Source organism: Rhizobium cerradonense, from assembly GCF_030182455.1.
GTDB lineage: Bacteria > Pseudomonadota > Alphaproteobacteria > Rhizobiales > Rhizobiaceae > Rhizobium.
Genome location: NZ_JAQJCK010000007.1, coordinates 62600 through 85994 on the forward strand (window position 1 = coordinate 62600; position 23395 = coordinate 85994).

Sequence of the window (23395 nt, forward strand, 5' to 3'; positions counted from 1 at the left end):
TTTATGCTTCGAAAAGCGGCGGTCGCGCCGGCACGAAGAAGCAGTCGATATCGCTTGCCGCGACCTCGGCAAGGCTTGCCGGCGACCATTTTGGATTGCGGTCCTTATCGATGACGGCGGCGCGGACGCCTTCGTAGAAGTCGGGATTATACAAGATCCGCATGCAGGCGCCGAGTTCGCGATTCAGGCATTCGGCGAGGCTTGCACTGCTGCGTCCGGCACGCAGCAGCCGCAACGTCAGCTTCAGGCTGGTGGGCGAGCGCGTGCTGATTATCTGCCGCGTTTCGGCGGCGAAATCGCCTGCTTCGCGCGCCAGCGCCTCCTGAATCTCCTCGACGGTATCATATGCCAGCGCCCGATCGATCATGTCGCGGTTGGCGGCCAGGCGGCTTTCGCCTACAGCAACCGCCATGCCCGCAATCACCGTATGCACATCGGCCGGCGATGCGGCAACCGGCAGCGCGCCGATCGCTTCGATCAGCGCCGATAGATCGGAAGAAGCAACACAATGATCGGCCAGCCGCGCGTGAATCGCATCGGCGGCGTTGATGGCAAGGCCGGTCAAGCCCATCCAGGTGCCAGCTTCGCCGGGCGCGCGCGGCAAAAGCCAGGTGGCGCCGATGTCGGGAAAATAGCCGATGCCGGTTTCCGGCATTGCGAAGCGGGTGCGTTCGGTGACGACGCGATGGCTGCCATGGGAAGAGAGCCCGACGCCGCCGCCCATGGTGATGCCGTCCATCAGCGCCACATAGGGTTTGGGATAATCGGCAATGGCGTGGTTGAGGCGGAATTCCTCGCGCCAGAAGGTTTCGGCGTCTGAAGAACCCTGTTTGCCGCTCTCATGCAACAGGCGGATGTCGCCGCCGGCACAGAAGGCGCGGTCACCCTCACCCCTGACGATGACGCTGGCGATCGATGGATCGGCAGCGAAATCAGCAAGCGCCGCTGCAATCGCCCGGATCATCGGCAGCGTTAGGCTGTTCAGCGCCTGCGGCCGGTTGAGGCGGATGAGACCCGCCGATCCCTGACGCCCGATGATGACCTCGTCTATGCTCTGCATTCGAAAACTCCCTATGCCCGCCTTCCTCAATCAATAGGCGCTCAGCGGTTGTCGGCAAGGATCATCTCGGCGGCTTTCTCGGCAATCATGATGGTCGGCGAATTGGTATTACCCGAGGTGATCGACGGCATGACTGAGGCGTCGGCGATCCGAAGCCTTGCCAGCGCCCGAAACCGCAGGCGCGGATCGACCACGCTTTGCGGATCGCCGCCCATGCGGCAGGTGCCGACCGGGTGAAAGATCGTCGTGCCGATATCGCCGGCGGCGCGCTCGAGGTCGGCATCGGTCTGATAGGACGGGCCTGGCTTGAATTCTTCCGGCTTGAACTTGGCGAAAGACGGCTGCTCAACAATCCGCCGGGTCAGCCGGATGGAGCGCACGGCAATCTCTCGGTCGCGCGGTGCCGAAAGATAGTTTGGGCTGATCGCCGGCTGCATGGCAAAATCAGGGCTCTGGATGTGCACCGAACCGCGACTTTCCGGCCTCAGATTGCAGACGCTTGCCGTGATCGCCGGAAAGGGATGGACGGGATCGCCGAACTTGTCGAGCGAGACCGGCTGCACATGATATTGCAGATCCGGCGTTTCCTTGTCGGGGCCGGAGCGGGTGAAAATGCCGAGCTGGCTCGGCGCCATCGCCATCGGTCCGGAGCGGCGCACGAGATATTCCAGCCCGATCGCCGCTTTGCCGAAGAACTTCGTCGCCTTCTCGTTCAGCGTCGGCACGCCGGTCACTTTATAGGCCATGCGCAGTTGCAAGTGATCCTGCAGGTTCTCGCCGATCGCCTTGACCTCCCGCACCACTTCAATGCCGGCCTGGCTCAACACCTCGCCGCGACCGATGCCGGAGAGTTCGAGAATCTGCGGCGAGCCGATCGCGCCGGCGGAAAGCACAGTCTCCTTGTCGGCATAAACGTGCTTCGTCACGCCGTCATGCTGGAATTCGACACCGGTGACGGCATCGTCCTGAATGAGCAAGCGGCGGACCTGTGCCTTGGTAAGCACGGTAAGATTGCCCTGCTTCAGCGCCGGTCGCAGGAAAGCCTTCGCGGTGTTCCAGCGGATGCCCGAGCGCTGGTTGACATCGAAATAGCCGGAACCTTCATTGTTGCCGCGATTGAAATCCGCAGTCTCCGGAATGCCGGCTTCGCGGGCGGCCGCCTGGAAGGCGTCGAGCACGGCCCAGCGCACGCGGGCTTTCTCGACTCGCCATTCGCCGCCCGCGCCGTGCATTTCATCCTTGCCCCTATAATGGTCCTCGGACTTCACGAAATAGGGCAGCACGTCGTCCCAGCCCCAGCCGGCGCAGCCGAGCTGCCGCCAGAGATCATAGTCTCGCGCTTGGCCGCGCATATAGATCATGCCGTTGATCGAGGAGCTGCCGCCGAGCACCTTGCCGCGCGGATAGTTCAGCGAGCGGCCGTTCAGCCCCGCTTCCGGCGCTGTGGTGAAGCACCAGTCGGTGCGGGGATTGTTGATGCAATAGAGATAGCCGACGGGGATGTGGATCCAGTGGTAATTGTCGCTGCCACCTGCCTCCAACAGCAGCACCCTGTTGTTGCGATCCGCCGACAGCCGGTTGGCAAGCACACAGCCGGCACTGCCGGCACCGATGATGATGTAGTCGAAGCGATCCATTCCAGAGACTCTGTTGTCCCCTCTCCCCGCCTGCGGGGAGAGGGTTAGGGTGAGGGGCTCGAAGGTTCGGCAAACTCGGTATTCACCGGCAATCCGTGCAGGCCCCTCATCCGCCCTTCGGGCACCTTCTCCCCGCCCCTTCGACAAGCTCAGGACGGGGAGAAGGAAAATCAAGCCGTCACCGCCGATACTCAAATCCCAGCTTCCGCCCCAGCCGCGAAGCGTAGAATTCCCCGATAATGCCGCGACGGAAGAGCAGGACGCAGACCATGAAGACGATGCCGGTGATGATCGTCACTGGGAATTCCGAGGTCGCGAGATAGTTTTCCAGGGTCGCCACGAAGCCGGCGCCGAAAAGCGGGCCGACCAACGTGCCGATGCCACCAAGCAAGGTCATCAGGATCACCTCGCCCGACATCTGCCAGGCGACATCGGTGAGCGTTGCGAACTGGAAGACCAGCGCCTTGACTGCACCCGCAAGCCCGGCAAGCGCCGCCGACATGACGAAAGCACCGAGCTTGTAATGGGCCACGGAATAGCCGAGCGAAATCGCCCGCTGCTCGTTTTCCCGGATCGACTTCAGGATCATGCCGAAGGGCGAATTGATGAAACGCCAGATGATCAGCACGCCGATGATGAACACCGCCAGCACGAAATAGTACATGTTAAAGGAGTTGCTGAGATCGATGACGCCGAACAGGGAACCTCGTGGCACCGACTGAATGCCGTCTTCGCCCTGGGTGAACTTCGCCTGCAGACAGAAGAAATAGAACATGTAGGACAGCGCCAGGGTGATCATGGCGAAATAGATACCCTGCCGGCGAATGGCGACGAAGCCCATGATCAGGCCGAGCAAGGCTGCACCCGCAACGCCGATCAGGATGCCGAGTTCCGGCGGCACGCCCCATACCTTTACCGCATGCGCGGTGAAATAGGCCGCGCCGCCGAAGAAGGTGGCATGGCCGAAGGACAGAAGACCGGTATAGCCAAGCAGCAGGTTGAAGGCGCAGGCGAACAGCGCGAAGCAGAGCACCTTCATGACAAAGATGGGGTAGATGAAAAACGGTGCCCAGATCAGCAGCACCAGGCCGACGACCAGGAAGCCCTTCTGAACTGATGATGACGGGCGGCGGCTTTCGGACTTCAGCGTATCGGTCATATCAGCCATGTCACGCATCCCGGCCAAAGAGGCCCGCGGGCCTGAGAAGCAGCACGATCGCCATGATCACGAAGATGACGATGTTGGATGCTTCCGGATAAAACACCTTCGTCAAGCCTTCCGCGACGCCAAGCACATAGCCGGTGATGATCGCACCCATGATCGAGCCCATGCCGCCGACGACCACCACGGCAAAGACGATGATGATCATGTTCGATCCCATCAACGGCGAGACCTGATAGATCGGCGCGGCCAGCACCCCGGCAAGGGCGGCAAGCGCGACGCCGAAAGCATAGGTCAGCGTCAGAAGCACCGGCACGTTGACGCCGAAGACCTGTACAAGCACCGAATTTTCCGTTGCAGCACGCAGATAGGCGCCGAGCTTGGTCTTCTCGATCAGCAGCCAGGTGCCAATACAGACGATAAGCGACACGACGATCACCCAGCCGCGATAGATCGGCAGGAACATGAAGCCGAGATTGACACCGCCCACCAGCGCCGTCGGTACGGCGTAGGGCTGACCGGACGAACCATAGAGATAGCGGAACGTGCCTTCGATGGTCAGCGCCATGCCGAAGGTAAAGAGCAGGCCGTAAAGCGGATCGACTTTGTAGAGCCGGCGCAAGCACAGGCGCTCCACGACCGCGCCGAACAGGCCGACAATCAACGGCGCGAGCACCAATGATGGCCAATAGCCGATGCCGGCATAGGCAAGCAGCAAATAGGCGGTGAAGGCGCCGAGCATGTAGAGCGCGCCATGGGCGAAATTGATCACCCGCAGCATGCCGAAGATGATCGCGAGCCCGAGGCTCAAGAGCGCATAGAAGGAGCCGTTGATCAGCCCGATCAGCAATTGTCCGAGAAGCGCCTGCAGCGGGATCCCGAATATCATGGTCATGGCGTCAGACCCCCAGAACCTTGTGCAGCATGCCCATCCGCTCCGGCAATTCGCCGACCGGAAATTCCGAGACCATCTGGCCATGATCCATCAGATAGAAACGATCGGCAATACGGCTGGCGAAGCGGAAATTCTGCTCAACCAGCAGAATGGTCATGCCGCGCTCCTTCAGCTTCTTCAACACCTCGCCGATACGCTGGACGATGACGGGTGCCAGTCCCTCGGTCGGCTCGTCGAGCAGCAGCATTCGCACGCCCGTGCGCAGAATGCGGGCCATGGCGAGCATTTGCTGCTCACCACCGGAGAGTTTCGTGCCCGGGCTGTTGCGGCGCTCGTACAGATTGGGAAACAGCTCGAAAATCTCGTCAACCGTCATCCCGCCCTGCGCGACCACCGGCGGCAGCATCAGGTTTTCATGAACATTGAGTGTCGAGAAGATGCCGCGCTCCTCCGGCACGAAGCCAATGCCCCTGTGCGCCGTCTTGTGCAGCGGCACCTGCATCATGTCGGCGCCGGCAAAGGCGATCCTGCCCTTGCGCGCCCGGACGATGCCGACGATGGTGCGCAGCGTCGTCGTCTTGCCGACGCCGTTGCGGCCGAGAATGGTGATGGTCTCGCCCTCGCCAACGTTCATGTCGACGCCATGCAATATGTGGCTTTCGCCATACCAGGCATTGAGACCCTGTACCTCCAGTAGCGCTGCCATCCTACGCCTCCTCCGTGCCCATATAGGCCTCGCGGACGCGCGGGTCGCGGCTGACCGTGGCATAGTCGCCTTCGGCGAGGATTTCGCCGCGCTGGAGGACGGTGACATGGTGGCAGATATCGGCGACGACGGAGAGATTGTGTTCCACCATTAGCACCGCCCGGTCGCGCGCCACGTCGCGAATGATGGCGGAGACGGTGTTGACATCCTCGAGCCCCATGCCGGCCATTGGCTCGTCGAGCAGCAGCACCTTGGGATCAAGCGCCAAGGTCGTCGCTATCTCCAGCACCCGCTTGCGGCCATAGGAAAGATCGGCAGCGATGGCATTGCGCTCCTTCGTCAGACCGACTGCTGCCAGCAATTGTTCGGCACGATCGTCCAGGCTCGCCAGCGCCGAGATCGGCCGCCAGAATTGATGCGCCAGATTGTTCGGCCGCTGCAGGGCGACACGGACATTGTCCAGCACGGAGAGATGCGGAAAGACCGCCGAAATCTGGAACGAGCGCACCAGCCCCATGCGCGCGACCTTGTCCGGCTTCGTCCTAGTGATATCGGTGCCGAGAAGCGTGATCGTGCCATGCGTCGGCTGCAGGAACTTGGTCAGAAGATTGAACACAGTCGTCTTGCCGGCGCCGTTCGGGCCGATCAGCGCGTGCACGCAGGCATGGCGCACATCGAGATCAACATTCTTGACGGCCGTGAAGCCGCCAAAATCGCGCCGGAGGCCGCGGGCGGATAACACCACCCGTGGCTCTTCTTGTTTCTCTGCCGCAGAGATCGCCATCGGCTGATCGCAACCTTACTGCTTGACGAGATCGCAGCCACTCTTGGCCGGATCGATATAGGCTTCCTTACCGGGAATCGTTGCCAGCACGTTGTAGTAGTCCCAGTCGCCCTTGCTCTCCTCCGGTTTCTTGACCTGGAGCAGGTACATGTCGTGGATCATGCGGCCGTTGGGGCCGACAGTGCCGCCGCGGCCAAAAACGTCGTCGACCGGCATTTCATGCAGTTCCTTGGCGACCGCTTCGGTATCGTCGGTGCCGGCCTTCTGCACGGCCTTCAGATATTGCAGCACGGCGGAATAGGTACCGGTGTGGATCATGTTCGGCATCTTGCCGGTGCGATCGAAGAAGCGTTTGCCGAATTTGCGGCTTTCGTCGTCGCGGTTCCAATAGTAGCCTTCGGTCAGCGTCAGACCCTGGGCCGCCTGCAGGCCGAGGCCATGAACTTCGGCGAGCGTGAAGAGCAGCGCCGCCAGATGCTGGCCGCCCTGGGTGATACCGAATTCCGACGCTTGCTTAATGGCGTTGGAAGTATCGAGGCCGGCATTGGCAAGGCCGATGACCTTGGCACCGGACGATTGCGCCTGCAGCAGGAAGGACGAGAAGTCGTTGGTCGACAGCGGATGGCGGACGGAACCGAGAACCTTGCCGCCGTTTGCCTTGACGAAATCAGATGTCTGCTGCTCCAGCGAATAGCCGAAGGCATAATCGGCGGTCAGGAAGAACCAGGTCTCGCCGCCCTGCTTGACCAGTGCGCCGCCGGTGCCGACGGCCAGCGCATGCGTGTCATAGGCCCAATGGAAGCCGTAGGGCGAGCATTGCTTGCCGGTGAGATCGGTCGTTGCCGCGCCGGTGACGATATCGATCTTCTTCTTTTCCTTGGCGATCGCCTGCACGGCCAGCGCCACCGACGAGGTCGTCAGCTCCATGATGGCGTCGACCTTGTCGGTGTCATACCATTGGCGAGCGATATTAGAGGCGATATCGGGTTTATTCTGATGGTCGGCATCTACGATCTCGATCGGCACGCCCAGCACCTTGCCGCCAAAATCCTCGACAGCCATCTTCGCCGCCTCCACCGAGGACTTGCCACCAAAGTCGGCATAGACGCCCGACTGGTCATTCAGGATGCCGATCTTCACCACACCGTCGGACGCGCCAGCGGCGAATGCTGCGGTGCTGCTTGCAAGCAGAAGTGCCAGGGACGCAATGAGACTCTTTCGCATATCCTCTCCTCCCAGAGATTTGGCAAAAATGAATCTGTTCAAAATTGGCCAGTCGTTATCCTCAAAACGACTTTGCTATCCCTCAAGATCATTGAAATCGCGCATTGACGCAAGTGAAGTTTGCAACTAATTCCAAACAGTGTCTGTTCATTTTTGAACAGAAAGGGAGGCATGAAGACCGCGCCGCACTTCACCTGGGACGACCTGCAGTTCTTCCTGGCGGTGGCCCGGACCGGGCAGCTTTCAACCGCTGCGCGGCAATTGCGCACCAGCCACGCCACCGTCTCGCGCCGTATCGACCGGCTGGAATTTTCGCTTCAGGTCAAGCTCTTCGAGCGCAATCCGCGGGGCTATATGCTGACCGGCATGGGCCAGCGCTTCATCGACACAGCCGAGCGAATGGAGCAGGAAACCGAGCGACTGCGGTCAGACCTGAGGGTCGGCTCGGCGGCACAACGCGGCGTGGTGCGTATCAGCGCGCCGGAGGGCTTTTCCAATTTCTTCTTCACCACCATGCTTTCGGAGTTCACCGCGCGGTATCCGAACATCTCGCTGGAATTGGTGACGATCCAGCAGATCATGTCGCTGTCGCGCAAGGAAGCCGATATCGTCATCGTGCTCGACCCGCCGAAGGCCGGCCCCTATTTCACCGAGAAATTGACCGACTACCACCTGCAGGTCTATGGATCGCGGGATTACCTCGCCAGCCACCCGCCGGTGGAGAGCCGCGACGATCTGCCGGAGCACGCGTTCGTCGGCTACATCGAGGACATGATCTTTGCGCCTGGTCTCGATTATCTCGGCGACATCCATCCGCGCATCAAGCCGCAATTCCAGAGTTCCAGCATCTTTGCGCAGTTGACGGCGACCAAAAGCGGGCTGGGGCTCTGCGTGCTGCCCTTCTTTATCGCCTGCCGGCATCCGGACCTGCAGATGGTGCTGCCCGATGAAGTCGACCTGAAACGGCACTACTGGATCACCTGCCACCGCGACCTCAGGCAGTCGCCGCGCGTGCGCACCGTCATCGACTTTCTGGTAGAGGCCGTGCATCGCAACGCACCGGCCTTTCTGGGGCATGCGTCAGCTTAGAGCGGTTCAGAACCGCTCTATCTTATTGTTTTACGCAATTCCGGACGGAAAACCGCTACGCACTTTTCCTGGAATTGCTCTAGGCGCTTGCCACGCGCCCCGCCGCGATGCCGCTCTCGCTCGCCTCGGCAAAGGCGATCGCATCATGCAGACGCAACGGCCTGGAAAAATGATAGCCCTGCGCCAACCGCACGCCGAAAGCATGCAGCGCCTCGGCAATTGCAGCACTTTCGACGCCTTCGGCGACCGATGTGATGCCGAGATTGCGGCAGAGACTGGCAACCGAGCGGGTGATATTCATGCAGCGGACATCACGATCAAACCGCATGACGAAGCTCTTGTCGATCTTGATCTTGTCGAATTCCAACCGGTGGATATGGCTGAGGCTGGAAAAGCCGGTGCCGAAATCGTCGAGCGCGATGGTAATACCTGCGCCGCGCAGCAGGCCGATGACCTCATAGGCGGTGTTGAAATCCGACAATAAGGCCGTCTCGGTGATCTCGAATTCGATGCGGCGCGGGTCGATCCTGGCGGCATGGATCATGGCAAGAAGAGCCATCGACGTTTCATGGTCGCAGATATCGCGGGCCGAGAGGTTAAAGGACATGCGCAGCGGCGGCGGCATGATCGACAACGCCTGCAGCGCCTCCGCGAAGAGGATGCGGGTCATCTTGCCGATCATCGCGGTGCGTTCGGCGGCGGGGATGAAGGCATCGGGGCTGACGCGGCCGAGGCGGGCGCTGTTCCAGCGCGCCAAAGCTTCGAAACCGACGACATGGCCATCATCGAGATCGATGATCGGCTGATATTCCAGCGACAACTCCCTGGCGAAATTATCGCCCTGCAATTCCAACTCGATCAGGTGCCGTTGCTGGAGGATTTCTTCGAGATCGTGGGAGAAGAACTCGACATTGCCGCTGCGGCGGCTCTTGACCTGATAGAGGGCGAAGTCCGCCTTTTCATAGAGCTGCTCGGCGGTGTGGCCGCCGCCCTCCGGAACGACGATACCGCAGGACCCGGAAATGCGGATGGAGCCGCCGGGCACATCATAGGGTTCGCGGAGCGCCGCACAGAAAGCCTGCCCCATCTCGGAGACACAATCACGGCTGAGATCGCTTGGAAAAATCACGCCGAACTCGTCGCCCCCAAGGCGCGCAATTGTGCCCTTGCCGCCCATCAAAGCCACAAAACGTTCGGCAGTCTGTTTCAACACGAAATCACCGGCGGCATGGCCAAAGACGTCGTTGACCGGCTTGAAGCCGTCGAGATCGACAAGGCCGATGATTGGTGGCGTCTCCGGCCGTTGCTGCAAGAGATCCTGCAATTCGCGAAAGAAACTGCGGCGGTTGGCAAGACCGGTCAGTTGATCCTGTAGCGCGTTGCGGCTGTTGACGAGGTTCAACCGTTCGGCTTCCGCCTGCTTGTCGCCGAGTTCTTCCGTCAGCCGCACCAGCCCGGCAAAATTCCGGAAATAGCTATTGATGACACGAACGAAGGGAAACGACAGGAAGATGACGCTGGTCGCGGTCGCCACGAACACGGAATTGCCCGAGAACATGAAGGTGACGACCATGAAGGAAAAGGTAATGGCCGTCGTCAGAAGGGCTGCGGCCGGCAGATGCATCAGACAGAAGACGCAGGAAATGCCCGTCACCACAAGGAAATAGGAAATTTGCCCCTGCTGATAGGCATTGCCGTATTGATAAAGTGCGACTGCCCAGATGCCGAAAGCAAGGGTCAGCACGCCGGCGAGCACGACGGTCCGGCGCATCACACCATAGGCTCGATCCGCATCGATGGGATCCTGCCCATGCAACTGCCACCAGACGATGCGGAAAACGCAGAGGATGCTCAGGCTGACCGGCACATAAACCGCCAGCCACATCGGCGCGGTGTGGATATGGGTGATCACCACGGCCAGGGCGTTGATGATCAAAAGAATATAAAGGACCGGTATCTGTGACGCCAGCGCCTTGTATTGCGCCACCAGAAACGTCGGATTCTCTTTCTGCAGGCGCAAGCCTGAAAGCAAGTTCCTCATGGCTTCCTTCCCCCACCCACACAAAACCACAAAAAACTTGATTTTCAGTTATTTTTATTGGGAAATATTACCGATGATTGTTGTATACTTTGAGTTTCACCCAAACATCGAAATATATTCATGCATTCCAGCATCAGATGCTGGGTGCTGCGAACACCTTATGCAGGCCACTGACATCGAAACCGGATCTGTGCGCGAGGTAGTTTTCCCACTCCAGTGACGAGCGCACGATCGTCTCCATGCAATTGTATTTCGGCTCCCAGCCTAGTTCGCGATGGGCGAGCGTGGCATCGGCGACGACGCTGGCGGCATCGCCGGGCCGGCGCGGCGCCATGTGAATGCGAAACGCTTGGCCGTAGACGCGCATGACCATGTTCAGGACATCGAGCACCGAATAGCCCATGCCATAACCGCAATTGGCAACCAGCGGGCGGCCGCCGCGTCTCAGATGCTGCAGCGCCATCATATGGGCTTCGACGAGATCGGAAACATGGATGTAGTCGCGCACGCCGGTACCGTCGTGTGTCGGATAGTCCGTGCCGTAGATATCCACCTGGCGGCGCCGGCCGAGGGCGGCCTCGCAGGCGACCTTGATAAGGTGCGTGGCGCCGTCGGTCGATTGGCCGGTCCTGCCGTTCGGATCGGCGCCGGCGACGTTGAAATAACGCAGCGCCACATAGCTGAAATCGTAAGCGGCGGCGGCATCGCGCAGCATCAACTCCGACATTAGCTTGGATTGCCCATAGGGTGTTTCCGGCCGCAGCGGCGCGTTTTCCCGCACCAGTTCGTCGGAGGGCTGCGGGCCGTAGACGGCGGCGGTGGAGGAAAAGACGAAGTGGCGAATACCGGCCTTGATCGCCGCGCTCATCAGGATGCGGGTTTTGCCGGCGTTGTTGTCGTAATAGGCTAGCGGATCTTCGATCGACGCCGGCACGACGGCGGAGCCGGCGAAGTGAATGACGGCATCAATATCATTTTCCGCGAAGATCTTTTGCAGCAACACTTCATCGGCGACATCGCCGAGATAGAAGCGTGCAGCCGGCGCGACTGCCCAGCGAAAACCGGTGGAAAGACGGTCGATGACAACCACATCCTCGCCGGCGTCCAGCAATTTCCAGACCATATGGCTGCCGATATATCCCGCGCCGCCTGTCACCAACACTGTCATTCTTCGCGCCTCTGCAAAGTAATATGAGAAGCATATGAAGCCCGCTTTCTTACGGATTTGATTAAAAGCAGGGGTTGAGCGGGGTACCGCGCAGGGAAGATTGTTCCTATGGTTAGGCGGAGTTTTCAGGGATTGCTCGAATTTTATCGATCCTAGTCTCACGGACGAAAAACCCGGCACAGAGGCCGGGTTCAGTCAATATATCAGCAAGGAGTCCTGCCCTTACAAACTCAGGATATAGCGGCTTAGGCGTTCAGCGGCATCCGCTACCTGCGCGGGATCACGCAGGAAACAGGCCCGCATGAAGAGTTCGCCGCCCTTGCCGAAGGCCGTTCCGGGTGCCAGGCCAACACCGGTCTTGTCGACGATATCGAGGGCGGCCTTGCGGCTGTCGGTGACGCCGTCGATCTTCAGGAAGGCATAGAGTGCGCCATCCGGCTTCAGCGTGTGGACGCGATTGGTCGCGATCAGCGCGTCGCAAAGGATATCGCGCGAACGGGCCGCCTTGGCGATGTTGGAGCGGACGAAATCATCGCCTTCGTTCAAAGCGGCAACGGCGCCCTTTTGCATGAACTGCGCCACACCGGAGGTCGAGTACTGCACGAGATTTTCGATGACCTGGCCAAGCTCGGCGGGCGCCACGATCCAGCCGACGCGCCAGCCGGTCATCGACCAATTCTTCGAGAAGGAGTTGACGAACATGATCCTGTCGTCAGCTTGCCGGACCTCGAGGAAGGAGGGCGCCCGGCCGCCGGCATAATAATAGAGCGCATAGATCTCGTCGGCCATGATCCAGAGGCCGTGCTCCCTGGCTAGTTCCAGGATATCGCGGAGGTCCTGATGCGTCGCCGTCCAGCCGGTCGGGTTCGACGGCGTGTTGATGAAGAGGCCTTTGGTTTTCGGCGTGATCGCCGCTTTCAAAAGCTCAAGATCGAGCGTCCACTTGCCGTTTTCGAACTGCAGCGGCACGGCGACCGAGCGGGCGCCGGCGATCTCAAGCGCGGCCGCAATATTCGGCCAGGCCGGCGAGAGATAGATCATCTCATCGCCGGGCGAGGTGATCGCCTGCACCGAAAGCTGGATCGCCTGCATGCCCGAACCGGTGACGTAAAAATGCTCCATCGGCAGAGAGACGCCGAAATGCCGCCCATAATAGTCGGAAAGCGCCTGGCGCAGCTCCGGTATGCCGCGCTGCCACGTATAGAAGGTTTCGCCGGCATTGAGCGAGGCCATGGTCGCACGATTGATGAAATCCGGCGTCGGCAGATCCCCCTCGCCGACCCAGAGCGGCAGCAGGCCATCACGGCCACGGGCATAGTTCACCACTTCCACAATCCCGCTTTCGGGCGCGGCCAGCGCACGCGGGCTGAGGCTATCCAATATCGACATGCAAAGTCTCCGGTTTTTGCTTTCTTAGAGCAATTCGGCGGGCAAATCCCATGACTTTGACTGAGCGACCAATCGATTTTCGTGATGAATGGCCCCCGACCGTTAATAGGCCGGGGGCGGAAAACAAGGGCGGAAAACGGACCTCAGACGGCGGGACGCCTGGCCAGGAGATCGCGGATTTCAGTGAGCAATTGCACGTCGGCCGGCGGCGGTGCTGCTTCCTCGATCTTCTGTTCCTTGCGCTCGACCTGCTTACGCAGCGTGTTCACGCCCTTGACCATCAGGAAGATGATCCAGGCGAGGATGAGGAAATTGATGAGGACGGTGATGAAATTGCCATAGGCGAAAACCGCGCCTTGGGCGCGGGCGGCAGTGAGCGTCGGCGCGTTGACCGCCGAGGAAAGGCCGACGAAGTAGTTCGAAAAGTCGAAGCCGCCGAAAATGGCGCCGACGATCGGCATAATGATATCGTCAACCAGCGACTTAACGATACCGCCAAAGGCGCCACCGATGATCACGCCGACCGCGAGATCCATGACGTTGCCGCGGGCGATAAATGCCTTGAATTCATTCAGCATCGAATGTCCCCTTTGCGTTGCCGTTGAATCTATTCAGCAACCATTAGCATCATCTTTAGCTCTGTTCTTCAATAGCGAAATGGCGCGATAGAGACATCGATGCTGCATATCCCAAGGGATTCAGTGGCCGCAGCATTTTCCAAGTGTGATCGCCAGCTTACTTGTTGGCCGGTTGCGGCGTAGCGCGACCTAAACCGGCGGAAGAAACAAGCCCGTCGAGGCATCGTCAGGCGTTGGACGCATCGGGCGTTATTTCCGCAGTTTTGCGACTTGCCGCATCTTGTGGCATGACCCGCGAGATCAGGCCATGAATATAGTCGCTGCTCGGCACCTGATCGAAGAGAATGCGGTACATGATCGGTGAGATGACGAAGTCCATCACCTCGGTGAGCGTCGGAAAGGCCTCGCCCCGCTCTTCAGCTCGGGCGACGATCATACGCACTTGCTGCTGCGTATAGCCCGAGCACTTCTCCGCATTCGCCGTGCCGGACACTGCCAGGATATCGCGGATCATCTGCCGGCCGGCGCCGGAGGACATTTCGTCAGCATATTGCTCGGCCCAGGCCTGCAGGTCCATCCTGGCGCTGCCGGTTTTGAGCGGCTCCGTTTCCGGCTGCAGCCGCGAAGCGGCGACATCTGCCAGCAATTCCTGCAAGTCGCCCCAGCGGCGATAGATCGTCGATGGCGTCACGTTGGCGCGCTGCGCGATGAGCGGGATCGTCACTTCGGCGCGTTCCATCCCGGCCAACATCTCGCGAACCGCCTGATGCACAGCGGCCTGCACCCGTGCGCTGCGCCCGCCGGGGCGCGGGTTTTCCTTTGAATTCATTATCTTATGCCAATCTTCCCTTTATTGCGTCTCTTGCATCACAGGTAGCAGCGCGCCACTAACGCAAATTATTTGCTTTTAGCGATACGGCACACTACATGTGCTTAACGCAACTTTTTTGCTTTAAGCCAGGATATAGTCGATGACCGCGATCGAATCCACCGACAATTCACTGCTGCCACGTAGCCGCCGGTTGGCGCCATTTTTCCATGCCGCCACCAGCGCCACTTTCTTTGCCGCCTCGTCTGCGCCGACGCCGCTCTATCGAATCTATCAGCAAGTCTTCGCCTTCTCGCCGGTGCTGATCACGGTGATCTTCGCCGTCTATGCCTTCGCGCTCCTCATTTCGCTTCTGATCGTCGGTTCGATCTCCGATCATCTGGGACGACGGCCGGTGATCTTTGCCTCGCTTATCCTCAATATGGTGGCGATGGCGCTGTTTTTAACGGCCGACGGCCCGAATTGGTTGATTGCCGCGCGCATCGTGCAAGGCTTCGCGACGGGTGCCGCGGCAGCCTCGATCGGTGCCGCACTCGTCGATCTCGATCCGGCCAGGGGTTCGGTGACCAACAGCATCGCGCCGCTTATCGGCATGGCGATCGGCGCGTTCGGAACCAGCACCCTTGTGCAATATGCGCCGGCGCCGACACTTCTCGTCTATGCAATCGTGCTTGCTCTTCTCGTCATACAGGCCGTGCTGATTTGGATAACGCCTGAAACCACCCGGCGTAGACCGGGCCTTATCGCCTCGCTCAGGCCCGAGGTGGCCATACCGCCGCAGGCACGCCGGACATTGCTGGCGCTGACTCCGATCAATGTCGCGGTCTGGGCGCTTGGCGGCTTCTATCTTTCGCTGGTCCCGTCATTGGTCAGCGCCACGACGGGCAGCACCTTGCCCCTCGTCGGCGGTTCGGTCGTCGGCACATTGACTATCAGTGGAGCTGCCTCCGTGTTTTTGCTGCGCAAAAGACCTGCGGCAACCGCGCTGGCCTTCGGCATATCCACCATGACGCTCGGCCTTCTCGCCGTGGTCGCCGGCGTGCATTTGGCGGAGGTGCCGCTCCTCATCGCCGGCACGATGATCGCGGGCACCGGCTTCGGCGCCAATTTCCTCGGGGCCGTGCGCAGCATCATGCCATTGGCCAAGGCCGACGAACGCGCCGGCCTGCTTTCGGCATTCTACATCCAGAGCTATCTGGCCTTCAGCCTGCCCGCCATTTTGGCTGGGTTCCTGTCGAAGGCGGTTGGGTTCACCGCAACGACGGATATCTATGCTGCCTCCATTCTGGTTCTGGTCGTCAGCGGCGTGCTGGCATTGAGGACCGGCCGGGAGAAGGTCACGGTGTCGGCGTGCACCTGAGACTACGGCTTTAACCTAAGCTCCGCCAACCCACTGCCGTCCATGGCGAAGGGGACCGATGCGTGATCGTGAGCGATCTTCCAGACACCGGCTTCCTTTCTGAGGCCGAGCGTCTCGCGGAACCAGAGGTCGACCTTGGTGCCGTCGGTCTTGGTGCCCAGCATGTGCGTCAGGCCGCTCCAGAAAGCGACATCCCCGCCGATCGTCAGCTTCTGGTCTTCGACATCGCCTTCGATCGGCCCCTGCCAGGTATCGAACCAGCTCTGCAGGCCAGGCTGATCCTTGCCCTTGTATTGCAGCGGCGGCGCAAGGGTGAATTCCACGATGTCGTCGGTCAAATGCGACAGGACGCCGGCGACGTTCTTTTCTCCGATCGCCGTCGCCCAAGCAACAAGCATGGCAAAGATGGCGTCGGCTTCTTCGCGGTTTCCGATAATTTCAGCCATCGTTCGTCTCCTCTGTTTGATGGACTGAGCAGAGGACGAATGGAAAGGGCCGCTCCCGACATGAGCGGCCCGTTATTTCGCAGAATTGTCCGGCGGCTATCTCATAGAGAAGCTCTCTTATGCCGCCGCCTTTACGCGATACGGGTCAAACCGGCCATAAAACGTCTCGCCCTTCGCCGCCATATCCTTCAGCAGCGCCGTGGGTTTAAATTGCGGACCGTAAGTTGTTGCTAACGATTCACAAACATCCACGAAGGTTTTGACGCCCATGCCGTCAATGTAGGACAGCGCGCCGCCTGTATAGGGGGCGAAGCCGAAGCCAAGGATGGAGCCGACATCGGCTTCGCGCGGGTCGATGACGATGCCCTCTTCCATGGTGCGGGCGGCCTCCAGCGCGATGGTGACGAGGAAGCGTTGCTTCAGGACGTTAACGTCGATCTCCTCGGCCTTCTTCTGCGGGTACATTTCCTTCAAGCCCGGCCAAAGCGACTTCTTGGCCGGTTTTGGCGGATAGTCGTAAAAGCCCTTGGAATTCTTGCGACCGAAGCGGCCCTCGTCTTCCACCAAACGCGTGACCAACTGCATGTGCTCGGGATTAACGGCCTTGTCGCCAAGATCGGCCACAGCAGCCTTGAGGATCTTCAGCGACAGGTCGAGGGCGACCTCGTCGTTGAGCGCCAGAGGCCCGACCGGCATGCCGGCCATCTTGGCGGCATTCTCGATCATGGCCGGTGGCACGCCTTCGATCAGCATGTCATAGGCTTCCGACATGTAGCGCAGCACGCAGCGATTGACGAAGAAGCCGCGGGTGTCGTTGACGACAATCGGCGTCTTCTTGATGGCGGCGACGTAATCGAGCGCGACGGCAAGGGCGCGGTCGCCCGTTTCCTTGCCGAGGATGACTTCGGTCAGCATCATCTTCTCGACCGGCGAGAAGAAATGGATGCCGATGAAATCGGCGGGCCGTTTGGAATCCTTCGCAAGCCCTGATATAGGCAGGGTCGAGGTATTGGAGGCGAAGACGGCGCCCGCGGGCAGCACCGCTTCAACAGCCTCGATGACGGCTTTCTTGACGTCGCGATCCTCGAACACTGCCTCGATGACTAAGTCGGCGTCCTTCAGATCGGCGTAATCGGCTGACGGCGTAATGCGGGCAAGGAGTGCCGCCGCTTCGTCTTGCGTAAACCGCCCCTTACCGATGGATTCTTTAACCAGACCTTCCGAAACCGCCTTGCCCTTGCCGGCCGCTTCCATGTCGCGATCGACGAGGGTGACGGCAATGCCGGCGGCTGCCGTGACATAGGCGATCGAGGCGCCCATGAAACCGGCACCGACGACGCCGATCTTCTTCAGCTCCGTCTTCGGCTGACCTGCCGGACGCCGGGCGCCCTTGCCGAGCTCCTGCATGGAGATGAACAGCGAGCGGATCATCGCATAGGCTTCGGTCGTCTGCAGCACCTGGGTGAAATAGCGCTGTTCGATCTTGAGGCCGGTATCGAAAGGCACCTGCAGGCCTTCGTAGACGCATTTGAGGATGGCGAGTGCGGCCGGATAATTGCCCGATGTCTCGCGGCGAAGGATTGCCGGGGCGGCCGGCCAGAGCTGCGCGGCAGCCGGCGTCCAGATGCCGCCTCCGGGCACCTTGAAGCCCTTTTCATCCCAGGGCGCGATAGGCTTCAGACCGTCCTTGATCATCTGCTTGGCGGCAGCGATCAATTGATCCGGCTCGACCACCTGATGGAGCAGGTTCATCGCCTTGGCCCGTGCCGCCGTCAGCGACTGGCCCGTCGTCATCATCTGCAGGGCGGACTGCGCGTCCGTCAGGCGCGCGATGCGCTGCGTGCCGCCGGCGCCGGGGAAGATGCCAACCTTGACCTCCGGCAACGCCAGCTTGACGCTCTTGGCATTGGATGCGACGCGGCCGTGGCAGGCGAGAGACATCTCCAGCGCACCGCCCATGCAAGTGCCGTTGATGGCCGATACCCAGGGCTTGCCGCAGGTTTCGAGCTTGCGGAACAAGCCGGTCATCCGGCCAACGAGATCGAACAGCTTTTGCGCCGCTGTCGCCGGATTCTTCGCCTTCTCGTCCTGATAGACAGAGAAGAGCGATTTGATCATCGACAGGTCGGCGCCCCCGGAGAAGGAGGATTTTCCCGAGGTAATGACCACGCCCTTGGTCGCCTTGTCGGCGACGGTCGCATCGATGATGGCGTTCAGTTCCTCCAACACCTCGCCGGTGAAGACGTTCATGGACTTGCCGGGCATGTCCCAGGTGACGAGTGCGATGCCGTCCGCGTCGGTCTCGACGGTGAAATTCGTGTAAGCCATTGGTTTCCTCCCCTCAGACGCGTTCGACGATCGTGGCCGTGCCCATGCCGGCGCCGATGCAGAGTGTCACCAGCGCCGCATTGAGGTCGCGGCGCTCCAGTTCGTCCAGCACCGTGCCGAGGATCATCGCGCCGGTGGCCCCCAGCGGATGGCCCATGGCGATGGCGCCACCGTTGACGTTGATCTTGTCATGCTCGATATCGAAAGCCTGCATGTAGCGCAGCACGACGGCGGCAAACGCCTCGTTCAGCTCGAAGAGATCGATATCGGCGAGCGACATGCCGGTTCGCTTCAACAGCTTTTCAGTGACATCGACGGGGCCGGTTAGCATCAGCGCCGGGTCGGAGCCGATATTGGCGAAAGCCTTGATGCGGCCGCGCGGCTTCAGCCCCATGCTCTCGCCGCCCGCCTTGGAGCCGAGCAGCACGGCGGCGGCGCCATCGACGATGCCGGAGGAATTGCCGGCATGGTGCACATAGTTGATGCGCTCGATTTCCGGATGCGCCTGAATGGCGACCGCTTCGAAGCCACCCATTTCGCCCGGCATCTGGAAGGACGGATTGAGCGAGGCCAGCGCCTGCATATCGGTGCCGGGACGCATATGCTCGTCCCTGTCGAGGATCGTCAGGCCGTTGATATCCTTCACCGGTACGACGGAATTCTTGAAGTAGCCCTTCTCCCAGGCGTTGGCCGCGCGCTTCTGGCTTTCGACGGCATAGGCGTCGACGTCATCGCGGGAGAAGCCGTATTTGGTGGCGATGAGATCAGCCGAGACGCCCTGCGGCATGAAATAGGCCGGGAAGTTCACCGAGGGGTCCATGAACCAGGCGCCGCCGGACATGCCGAGGCCGACGCGCGACATGCTCTCGACACCGCCGGCAATGACGATATCGTCAGCCCCTTGCGCGATCTTGGCCGCGCCGAAATTCACGGCATCGAGGCCGGAGGCGCAGAAGCGGGAGATCTGCATGCCGGGCGCCGTGGTCGAATAACCCGCTTCGAAGGCAGCCGCCTTCGGAATGACAGCGCCAGCATCCATCACCGGATCGACGCAGCCCATGATGATATCGTCGACCGTCTTCGTATCGAGACCGTTGCGGTCGCGGATCGCCTCCAACGTCTTGGCGGCAAGGCGGACGGACGGCACTTCATGCAGCGCCCCATCCTTCTTGCCGCGTCCACGCGGCGTGCGCACATGGTCGTAAATGAAAACCTCGGTCATGTCTCATCTCCCTGCGGCGGCAAGCCGCCCTTTTATTCATACCCACCTTCTCCCCGTCGGGGGGAAGGTAAGTCTTGTCAAAATGCTTCCGCCGCCAGTTCCATCATCGTGTCGGCGCCGGTTTCGATGCGGGCCTTGCGTAGCGCTGTTTCCGGCATGATGCGCTCCATGTAGAACCGCGCCGTGACAAGCTTGTTCTTCAAATAGTCCTCGCGCTCGCTCTCGCCGCCCGAAAGACCGGCTTGCGCCGCCTTCGCCATCTTCGCCCACATGTAGCCGAGGACGACGAGGCCGAAGAGGTGCATGTAATCCGTGGAGCCGGCGCCGGCATTGTCGGGCTTCGCCATGGCGTTCTGCATGAACCACATGGTCGCGGCCTGGACGTCGTTCAAGCCCTTCTTCAGTTGCTTGGTGTAGAAAGCCATTTGCTCGTCATTGCGGTTCTCCTCGCAGAAATCGCCGATCTCCTTGAACAGCGCCATGACGGCACGACCGCCGTTCAGAGCCAATTTACGCCCGACGAGATCGAGCGCCTGGATGCCGTTGGCGCCTTCATAGATCATGGTGATGCGGGCATCGCGGACATACTGGCTCATACCATGCTCTTCGATATAGCCGTGACCGCCAAAGACCTGCTGCGCCATGACGGCGTGCTCGAAGCCCTTGTCGGTCATGACGCCCTTGAGGATCGGCGTCGCCAGACCAAGGATATCATCGGCCGCCTGACGCTCCTTCTCGTCCGGGGAGCGATGGGCGATATCGGATTTCAGTGCCGTCCACAGCAGGAAAGCGCGGCCGGCCTCGTTGAAGGCACGGATGGTCATCAGCGAGCGGCGGATATCGGGATGGACGATGATCGGGTCGGCCTTTTTGTCCGGCGCCTTCGGGCCGGAGAGCGAGCGGCCCTGGATGCGCTCACGGGCATAAGCGACGGCATTCTGGTAGGCGATTTCGGCAACCGACAGCCCCTGCAGGCCGACGCCGAGGCGCGCCTCGTTCATCATTACGAACATGGCGTTGAGGCCCTTGTTCTCGGCGCCGATGAGGAAGCCGGTGGCCTCGTCATAGTTCATGACGCAGGTGGCGTTGCCATGAATGCCCATTTTATGCTCGATCGCGCCGCAGGAGACCGCGTTGCGCGCGCCCAGCGAACCATCCGACCCGACCATGATTTTCGGCACGATGAACAGCGAGATGCCCTTGGTGCCCTCCGGCGCGCCCTCGATACGGGCGAGTACCATATGCACGATATTGTCCGTCATGTCGTGCTCGCCGGCGGAGATGAATATCTTCTGGCCGGAAATCTTGTAGCTGCCGTCGGCTTGTGGAACTGCCTTGGTGCGCAGCAGGCCGAGATCGGTGCCGCAATGCGGTTCGGTGAGGTTCATGGTGCCGGACCAGGTGCCCGCGACCATCTTCGGCAGATAGGTCTGCTTCTGCTCCTCGGAGCCATGCACGAGAATGGCGGCGATCGCGCCCTGCGTCAGGCCCGGATACATCATCAGCGACATATTGGCAGCGGAGGTATATTCGCCGACAGCGCAATGCAGCGTGTAGGGTAGCCCCTGCCCTCCGAATTCCTCCGGCACCGCCAGGCCCAGCCAACCGCCTTCGTAATAGGCGCGGTAGGCCTCCTTGAAGCCTTGCGGGGTCGATACCGTGCCGTCGCCGTGACGCACGCAGCCTTCCTGATCACCGGAATAATTCAGCGGGAAAAGCACCTCTTCCGCCATCTTGGCCGCCTCGCCGACAATCGCCTCGATCATGTCGGGGCTGGCCTCGGCGAAACCCGGCAGATTGCTATAGCGTTCCAGCCCAAGCACATCGTTCAGGACGAAAAGCGTATCGTTCACCGGGGCCTTATAGACTGGCATCTTTCGAATTCCTCCAATTCGCCGCCGGACTCGCATTCCGGCCTCTGATCTAGCCTTACAAAATATTGACGTTTGCGTAAACGTCAAATTTGCGCGACAAGGCGAATTTTTAGGTAGGGTAACGGACTAAGCCGGCGATCAGGCGAGAGTTTGTTTAAAAGCCCGGCGGCTGAACATGGCATTCAGCGTTGTGCGCAGAGGGCGTTCGATGAGGTAGTAGCTTGCCACACCGCAGGCGATACCCATCATGAGCAGAAAAACGGAAGGGAGCAGATGCAAGCCCGTCAGCTTGAAAAAAGGCTCCTGCCACAGGTAGATCGAGAAGGAGCATTGCCCGAAAAAGCGGAGCACATCGCCCTCAAAACTCCTGCGGAACCATGGCGCGGAATATTCGATCCCGATAACCGCCATCGCCAACAGGATCGTCTTGACGCCGAAAAAGACCGTAGCATCCAGACCAAATATCCGCGCCAAGATCGCGCTCGCCAAAGCGCATGGCGCGATCCATGTCCAACTATCCCGATGCAGTCTCGGTCTGAGAATAAGGTAGAAGGCTGCGGAGATGAAAATCCCTGCCATGGAAACATCGGTACGCAACATCACCAAACCCGGGTCTCCCTCCGTCGTATGGAGCCGAACCACACCGTTGACCAAGGCCATTAATCCGGCCGTGAGAATGAGGCCCGAGGTGATGGATTTGCTCCGCGAGCGACTGGCGAAAGCGATCAGGCCCAGGAGGATGTAGCTGTGCTCCTCGACGCACAGGGACCAGATATGATCCAGCAGGGAAAGGGGGAGCCCATAAATGGTGGCATAGTTCAAGGTGAAGGTCAGCGCAAAAGCGGCGACTTTCAGGCCAAATTCACCGATGGTACCGTGAAACGCCAGGCCGGTGATCAATACGAAAACAACCAATGTCGGATAAACGCGCGCAAACCGTCTGGCGAAGAACATCGGAAGCGGCATCTGTTTGACAAACAGAATGTCCGCCATCAATCGCCCCGACAGCACGAAGAACAGATCGACGCCGAAAGTGCTGAAGCCGGGCATATATACGTCGGCTCCGAAATGGCCCATCAACACCATGATGACCGCCAGCCCGCGCCATCCATCCAGGGCCGGGATGTAATGTGCCGGATCCGATTCACGGGCAATGGATGGCGGCACGCGTTCGGCTCCCAGGGAAATTCAAGTCATTCCACGGTCTCACAACTCAATTGAGAAAAGTATAACACCCCTCAATTTTAAGGATTTGCGCCGCGGCCACCGAGCCACGACAACGCCAAGGAATGATTGACGCTCAATGCGCCCATCTCGCTCGCGACAGCGTCGTCGATTTCATAAGAACATGAGCATATTCAATAACAAGACCAAAATAAAAGGTTAAGATTTCGGCAAAATTTAACGGGTTGTTTACTACGTTTCGTGAATTGTGCGGGATGAGCAGCGATGCTTCGCGTTTCTTTCATCTTTTGCTTGATGGAGCGCCGTTTCGCGGTTCAGCCTGAGGAAAGCCTAATAAACTATTTCTTTCCGAACGGTGGGATGCGGTCTGCGCGTGAATCCGCGAAGCTGCCTTTCCACAAGCAAGATGGCCTTTGAG

Annotated in this window: 19 protein-coding genes; 2 read left to right on the forward strand and 17 right to left on the reverse strand. The window is 60.1% G+C overall.

The features are described 5' to 3' along the window. Position 1: 1 nt before the first annotated feature. The 7 genes from PH547_RS17035 to PH547_RS17065 form a co-directional block, all read right to left on the reverse strand. Complete coding sequence (locus tag PH547_RS17035) at positions 2–1060, reverse strand: enoyl-CoA hydratase/isomerase family protein (RefSeq protein WP_285168929.1); 1059 nt, start codon at positions 1058–1060, stop codon at positions 2–4. A gap of 41 nt (positions 1061–1101) precedes the next feature. Continuing rightward, positions 1102–2697, reverse strand: a complete 1596-nt coding sequence (locus PH547_RS17040) for a GMC family oxidoreductase (protein WP_285168930.1) — start codon at positions 2695–2697, stop codon at positions 1102–1104. A gap of 178 nt (positions 2698–2875) precedes the next feature. Further along, positions 2876–3865: a branched-chain amino acid ABC transporter permease gene (locus PH547_RS17045; protein ID WP_285168931.1), complete on the reverse strand. Its 990-nt coding sequence runs from the start codon at positions 3863–3865 to the stop codon at positions 2876–2878. A 1-nt stretch (position 3866) separates the two neighbouring features. Next, positions 3867–4754, reverse strand: a complete 888-nt coding sequence (locus PH547_RS17050) for a branched-chain amino acid ABC transporter permease (RefSeq protein WP_104821965.1) — start codon at positions 4752–4754, stop codon at positions 3867–3869. 4 nt (positions 4755–4758) lie between these two features. Beyond that, complete coding sequence (locus PH547_RS17055; RefSeq protein ID WP_283049067.1) at positions 4759–5460, reverse strand: ABC transporter ATP-binding protein; 702 nt, start codon at positions 5458–5460, stop codon at positions 4759–4761. A 1-nt stretch (position 5461) separates the two neighbouring features. After that, positions 5462–6244 (reverse strand): ABC transporter ATP-binding protein, encoded by a 783-nt coding sequence (locus PH547_RS17060; RefSeq protein WP_104821963.1) that lies wholly within the window; start codon positions 6242–6244, stop codon positions 5462–5464. 15 nt (positions 6245–6259) lie between these two features. After that, entirely contained in the window at positions 6260–7468 is a 1209-nt protein-coding gene (locus tag PH547_RS17065) for an ABC transporter substrate-binding protein (RefSeq protein ID WP_104821962.1), read from the reverse strand. Between the two features lie 171 nt (positions 7469–7639). Between PH547_RS17065 and PH547_RS17070 the strand changes: the two genes are divergently transcribed. After that, positions 7640–8557, forward strand: a complete 918-nt coding sequence (locus tag PH547_RS17070) for a LysR family transcriptional regulator (RefSeq protein ID WP_104821961.1) — start codon at positions 7640–7642, stop codon at positions 8555–8557. Between the two features lie 79 nt (positions 8558–8636). Here the strand turns inward: PH547_RS17070 and PH547_RS17075 are convergent, their stop codons facing one another. The 5 genes from PH547_RS17075 to PH547_RS17095 all read right to left on the reverse strand — a co-directional run bounded on the left by PH547_RS17075 (position 8637) and on the right by PH547_RS17095 (position 14562). Continuing rightward, on the reverse strand, positions 8637–10598 hold the full coding sequence (locus tag PH547_RS17075) for a putative bifunctional diguanylate cyclase/phosphodiesterase (protein WP_104821960.1): 1962 nt from the start codon (positions 10596–10598) through the stop codon (positions 8637–8639). A 133-nt stretch (positions 10599–10731) separates the two neighbouring features. Further along, a complete protein-coding gene (gene galE / locus PH547_RS17080; protein WP_285168932.1) occupies positions 10732–11766 on the reverse strand; it encodes a UDP-glucose 4-epimerase GalE in 1035 nt (344 codons plus the stop codon). A 222-nt stretch (positions 11767–11988) separates the two neighbouring features. Further along, complete coding sequence (locus PH547_RS17085) at positions 11989–13155, reverse strand: pyridoxal phosphate-dependent aminotransferase (protein WP_285168933.1); 1167 nt, start codon at positions 13153–13155, stop codon at positions 11989–11991. Positions 13156–13298: 143 nt separating this feature from the next. Continuing rightward, positions 13299–13733 (reverse strand): large conductance mechanosensitive channel protein MscL, encoded by a 435-nt coding sequence (gene mscL / locus PH547_RS17090; RefSeq protein ID WP_283049050.1) that lies wholly within the window; start codon positions 13731–13733, stop codon positions 13299–13301. Positions 13734–13959: 226 nt separating this feature from the next. After that, entirely contained in the window at positions 13960–14562 is a 603-nt protein-coding gene (locus PH547_RS17095) for a TetR/AcrR family transcriptional regulator (RefSeq protein WP_285168934.1), read from the reverse strand. 142 nt (positions 14563–14704) lie between these two features. On the opposite strand from PH547_RS17095, the gene PH547_RS17100 reads away from it, so the two are divergent. Then, positions 14705–15922 carry an MFS transporter gene (locus PH547_RS17100; protein WP_285168935.1) on the forward strand — a complete coding sequence of 406 codons (1218 nt, stop codon included), beginning with the start codon at positions 14705–14707 and terminating at the stop codon, positions 15920–15922. Between the two features lie 2 nt (positions 15923–15924). Here PH547_RS17100 and PH547_RS17105 read toward each other — a convergent pair whose 3' ends face one another. The 5 genes from PH547_RS17105 to PH547_RS17125 form a co-directional block, all read right to left on the reverse strand. Next, the gene (locus PH547_RS17105) at positions 15925–16368 is read right to left on the reverse strand and encodes a YybH family protein (RefSeq protein ID WP_285168936.1); all 444 of its coding nucleotides are present in this window, start codon (positions 16366–16368) and stop codon (positions 15925–15927) included. A 117-nt stretch (positions 16369–16485) separates the two neighbouring features. Then, entirely contained in the window at positions 16486–18696 is a 2211-nt protein-coding gene (locus PH547_RS17110; RefSeq protein WP_285168937.1) for a 3-hydroxyacyl-CoA dehydrogenase NAD-binding domain-containing protein, read from the reverse strand. A 13-nt stretch (positions 18697–18709) separates the two neighbouring features. Continuing rightward, the gene (locus tag PH547_RS17115; RefSeq protein WP_104821952.1) at positions 18710–19918 is read right to left on the reverse strand and encodes an acetyl-CoA C-acetyltransferase; all 1209 of its coding nucleotides are present in this window, start codon (positions 19916–19918) and stop codon (positions 18710–18712) included. 77 nt (positions 19919–19995) lie between these two features. Then, positions 19996–21792, reverse strand: coding sequence for an acyl-CoA dehydrogenase C-terminal domain-containing protein (locus PH547_RS17120; RefSeq protein WP_104821951.1), 1797 nt, complete (start codon positions 21790–21792; stop codon positions 19996–19998). 138 nt (positions 21793–21930) lie between these two features. Continuing rightward, complete coding sequence (locus PH547_RS17125) at positions 21931–22959, reverse strand: acyltransferase family protein (RefSeq protein WP_245463922.1); 1029 nt, start codon at positions 22957–22959, stop codon at positions 21931–21933. Positions 22960–23395: the final 436 nt, after the last annotated feature.

Excerpts from the sequence above, each read along its gene's own strand:
- PH547_RS17110 (WP_285168937.1), bottom strand. The coding sequence starts at position 18,696 with ATGGCTTACACGAATTTCACCGTCGAGACCGACGCGGACGGCATCGCA.
- PH547_RS17075 (WP_104821960.1), bottom strand. The coding sequence starts at position 10,598 with ATGAGGAACTTGCTTTCAGGCTTGCGCCTGCAGAAAGAGAATCCGACG.
- PH547_RS17055 (WP_283049067.1), bottom strand. The coding sequence starts at position 5,460 with ATGGCAGCGCTACTGGAGGTACAGGGTCTCAATGCCTGGTATGGCGAA.
- galE (WP_285168932.1), bottom strand. The coding sequence starts at position 11,766 with ATGACAGTGTTGGTGACAGGCGGCGCGGGATATATCGGCAGCCATATG.
- PH547_RS17070 (WP_104821961.1), top strand. The coding sequence starts at position 7,640 with ATGAAGACCGCGCCGCACTTCACCTGGGACGACCTGCAGTTCTTCCTG.
- PH547_RS17060 (WP_104821963.1), bottom strand. The coding sequence starts at position 6,244 with ATGGCGATCTCTGCGGCAGAGAAACAAGAAGAGCCACGGGTGGTGTTA.
- PH547_RS17065 (WP_104821962.1), bottom strand. The coding sequence starts at position 7,468 with ATGCGAAAGAGTCTCATTGCGTCCCTGGCACTTCTGCTTGCAAGCAGC.
- mscL (WP_283049050.1), bottom strand. The coding sequence starts at position 13,733 with ATGCTGAATGAATTCAAGGCATTTATCGCCCGCGGCAACGTCATGGAT.
- PH547_RS17085 (WP_285168933.1), bottom strand. The coding sequence starts at position 13,155 with ATGTCGATATTGGATAGCCTCAGCCCGCGTGCGCTGGCCGCGCCCGAA.
- PH547_RS17045 (WP_285168931.1), bottom strand. The coding sequence starts at position 3,865 with ATGGCTGATATGACCGATACGCTGAAGTCCGAAAGCCGCCGCCCGTCA.
- PH547_RS17040 (WP_285168930.1), bottom strand. The coding sequence starts at position 2,697 with ATGGATCGCTTCGACTACATCATCATCGGTGCCGGCAGTGCCGGCTGT.
- PH547_RS17035 (WP_285168929.1), bottom strand. The coding sequence starts at position 1,060 with ATGCAGAGCATAGACGAGGTCATCATCGGGCGTCAGGGATCGGCGGGT.
- PH547_RS17050 (WP_104821965.1), bottom strand. The coding sequence starts at position 4,754 with ATGACCATGATATTCGGGATCCCGCTGCAGGCGCTTCTCGGACAATTG.
- PH547_RS17095 (WP_285168934.1), bottom strand. The coding sequence starts at position 14,562 with ATGAATTCAAAGGAAAACCCGCGCCCCGGCGGGCGCAGCGCACGGGTG.
- PH547_RS17115 (WP_104821952.1), bottom strand. The coding sequence starts at position 19,918 with ATGACCGAGGTTTTCATTTACGACCATGTGCGCACGCCGCGTGGACGC.
- PH547_RS17120 (WP_104821951.1), bottom strand. The coding sequence starts at position 21,792 with ATGCCAGTCTATAAGGCCCCGGTGAACGATACGCTTTTCGTCCTGAAC.
- PH547_RS17105 (WP_285168936.1), bottom strand. The coding sequence starts at position 16,368 with ATGGCTGAAATTATCGGAAACCGCGAAGAAGCCGACGCCATCTTTGCC.
- PH547_RS17100 (WP_285168935.1), top strand. The coding sequence starts at position 14,705 with ATGACCGCGATCGAATCCACCGACAATTCACTGCTGCCACGTAGCCGC.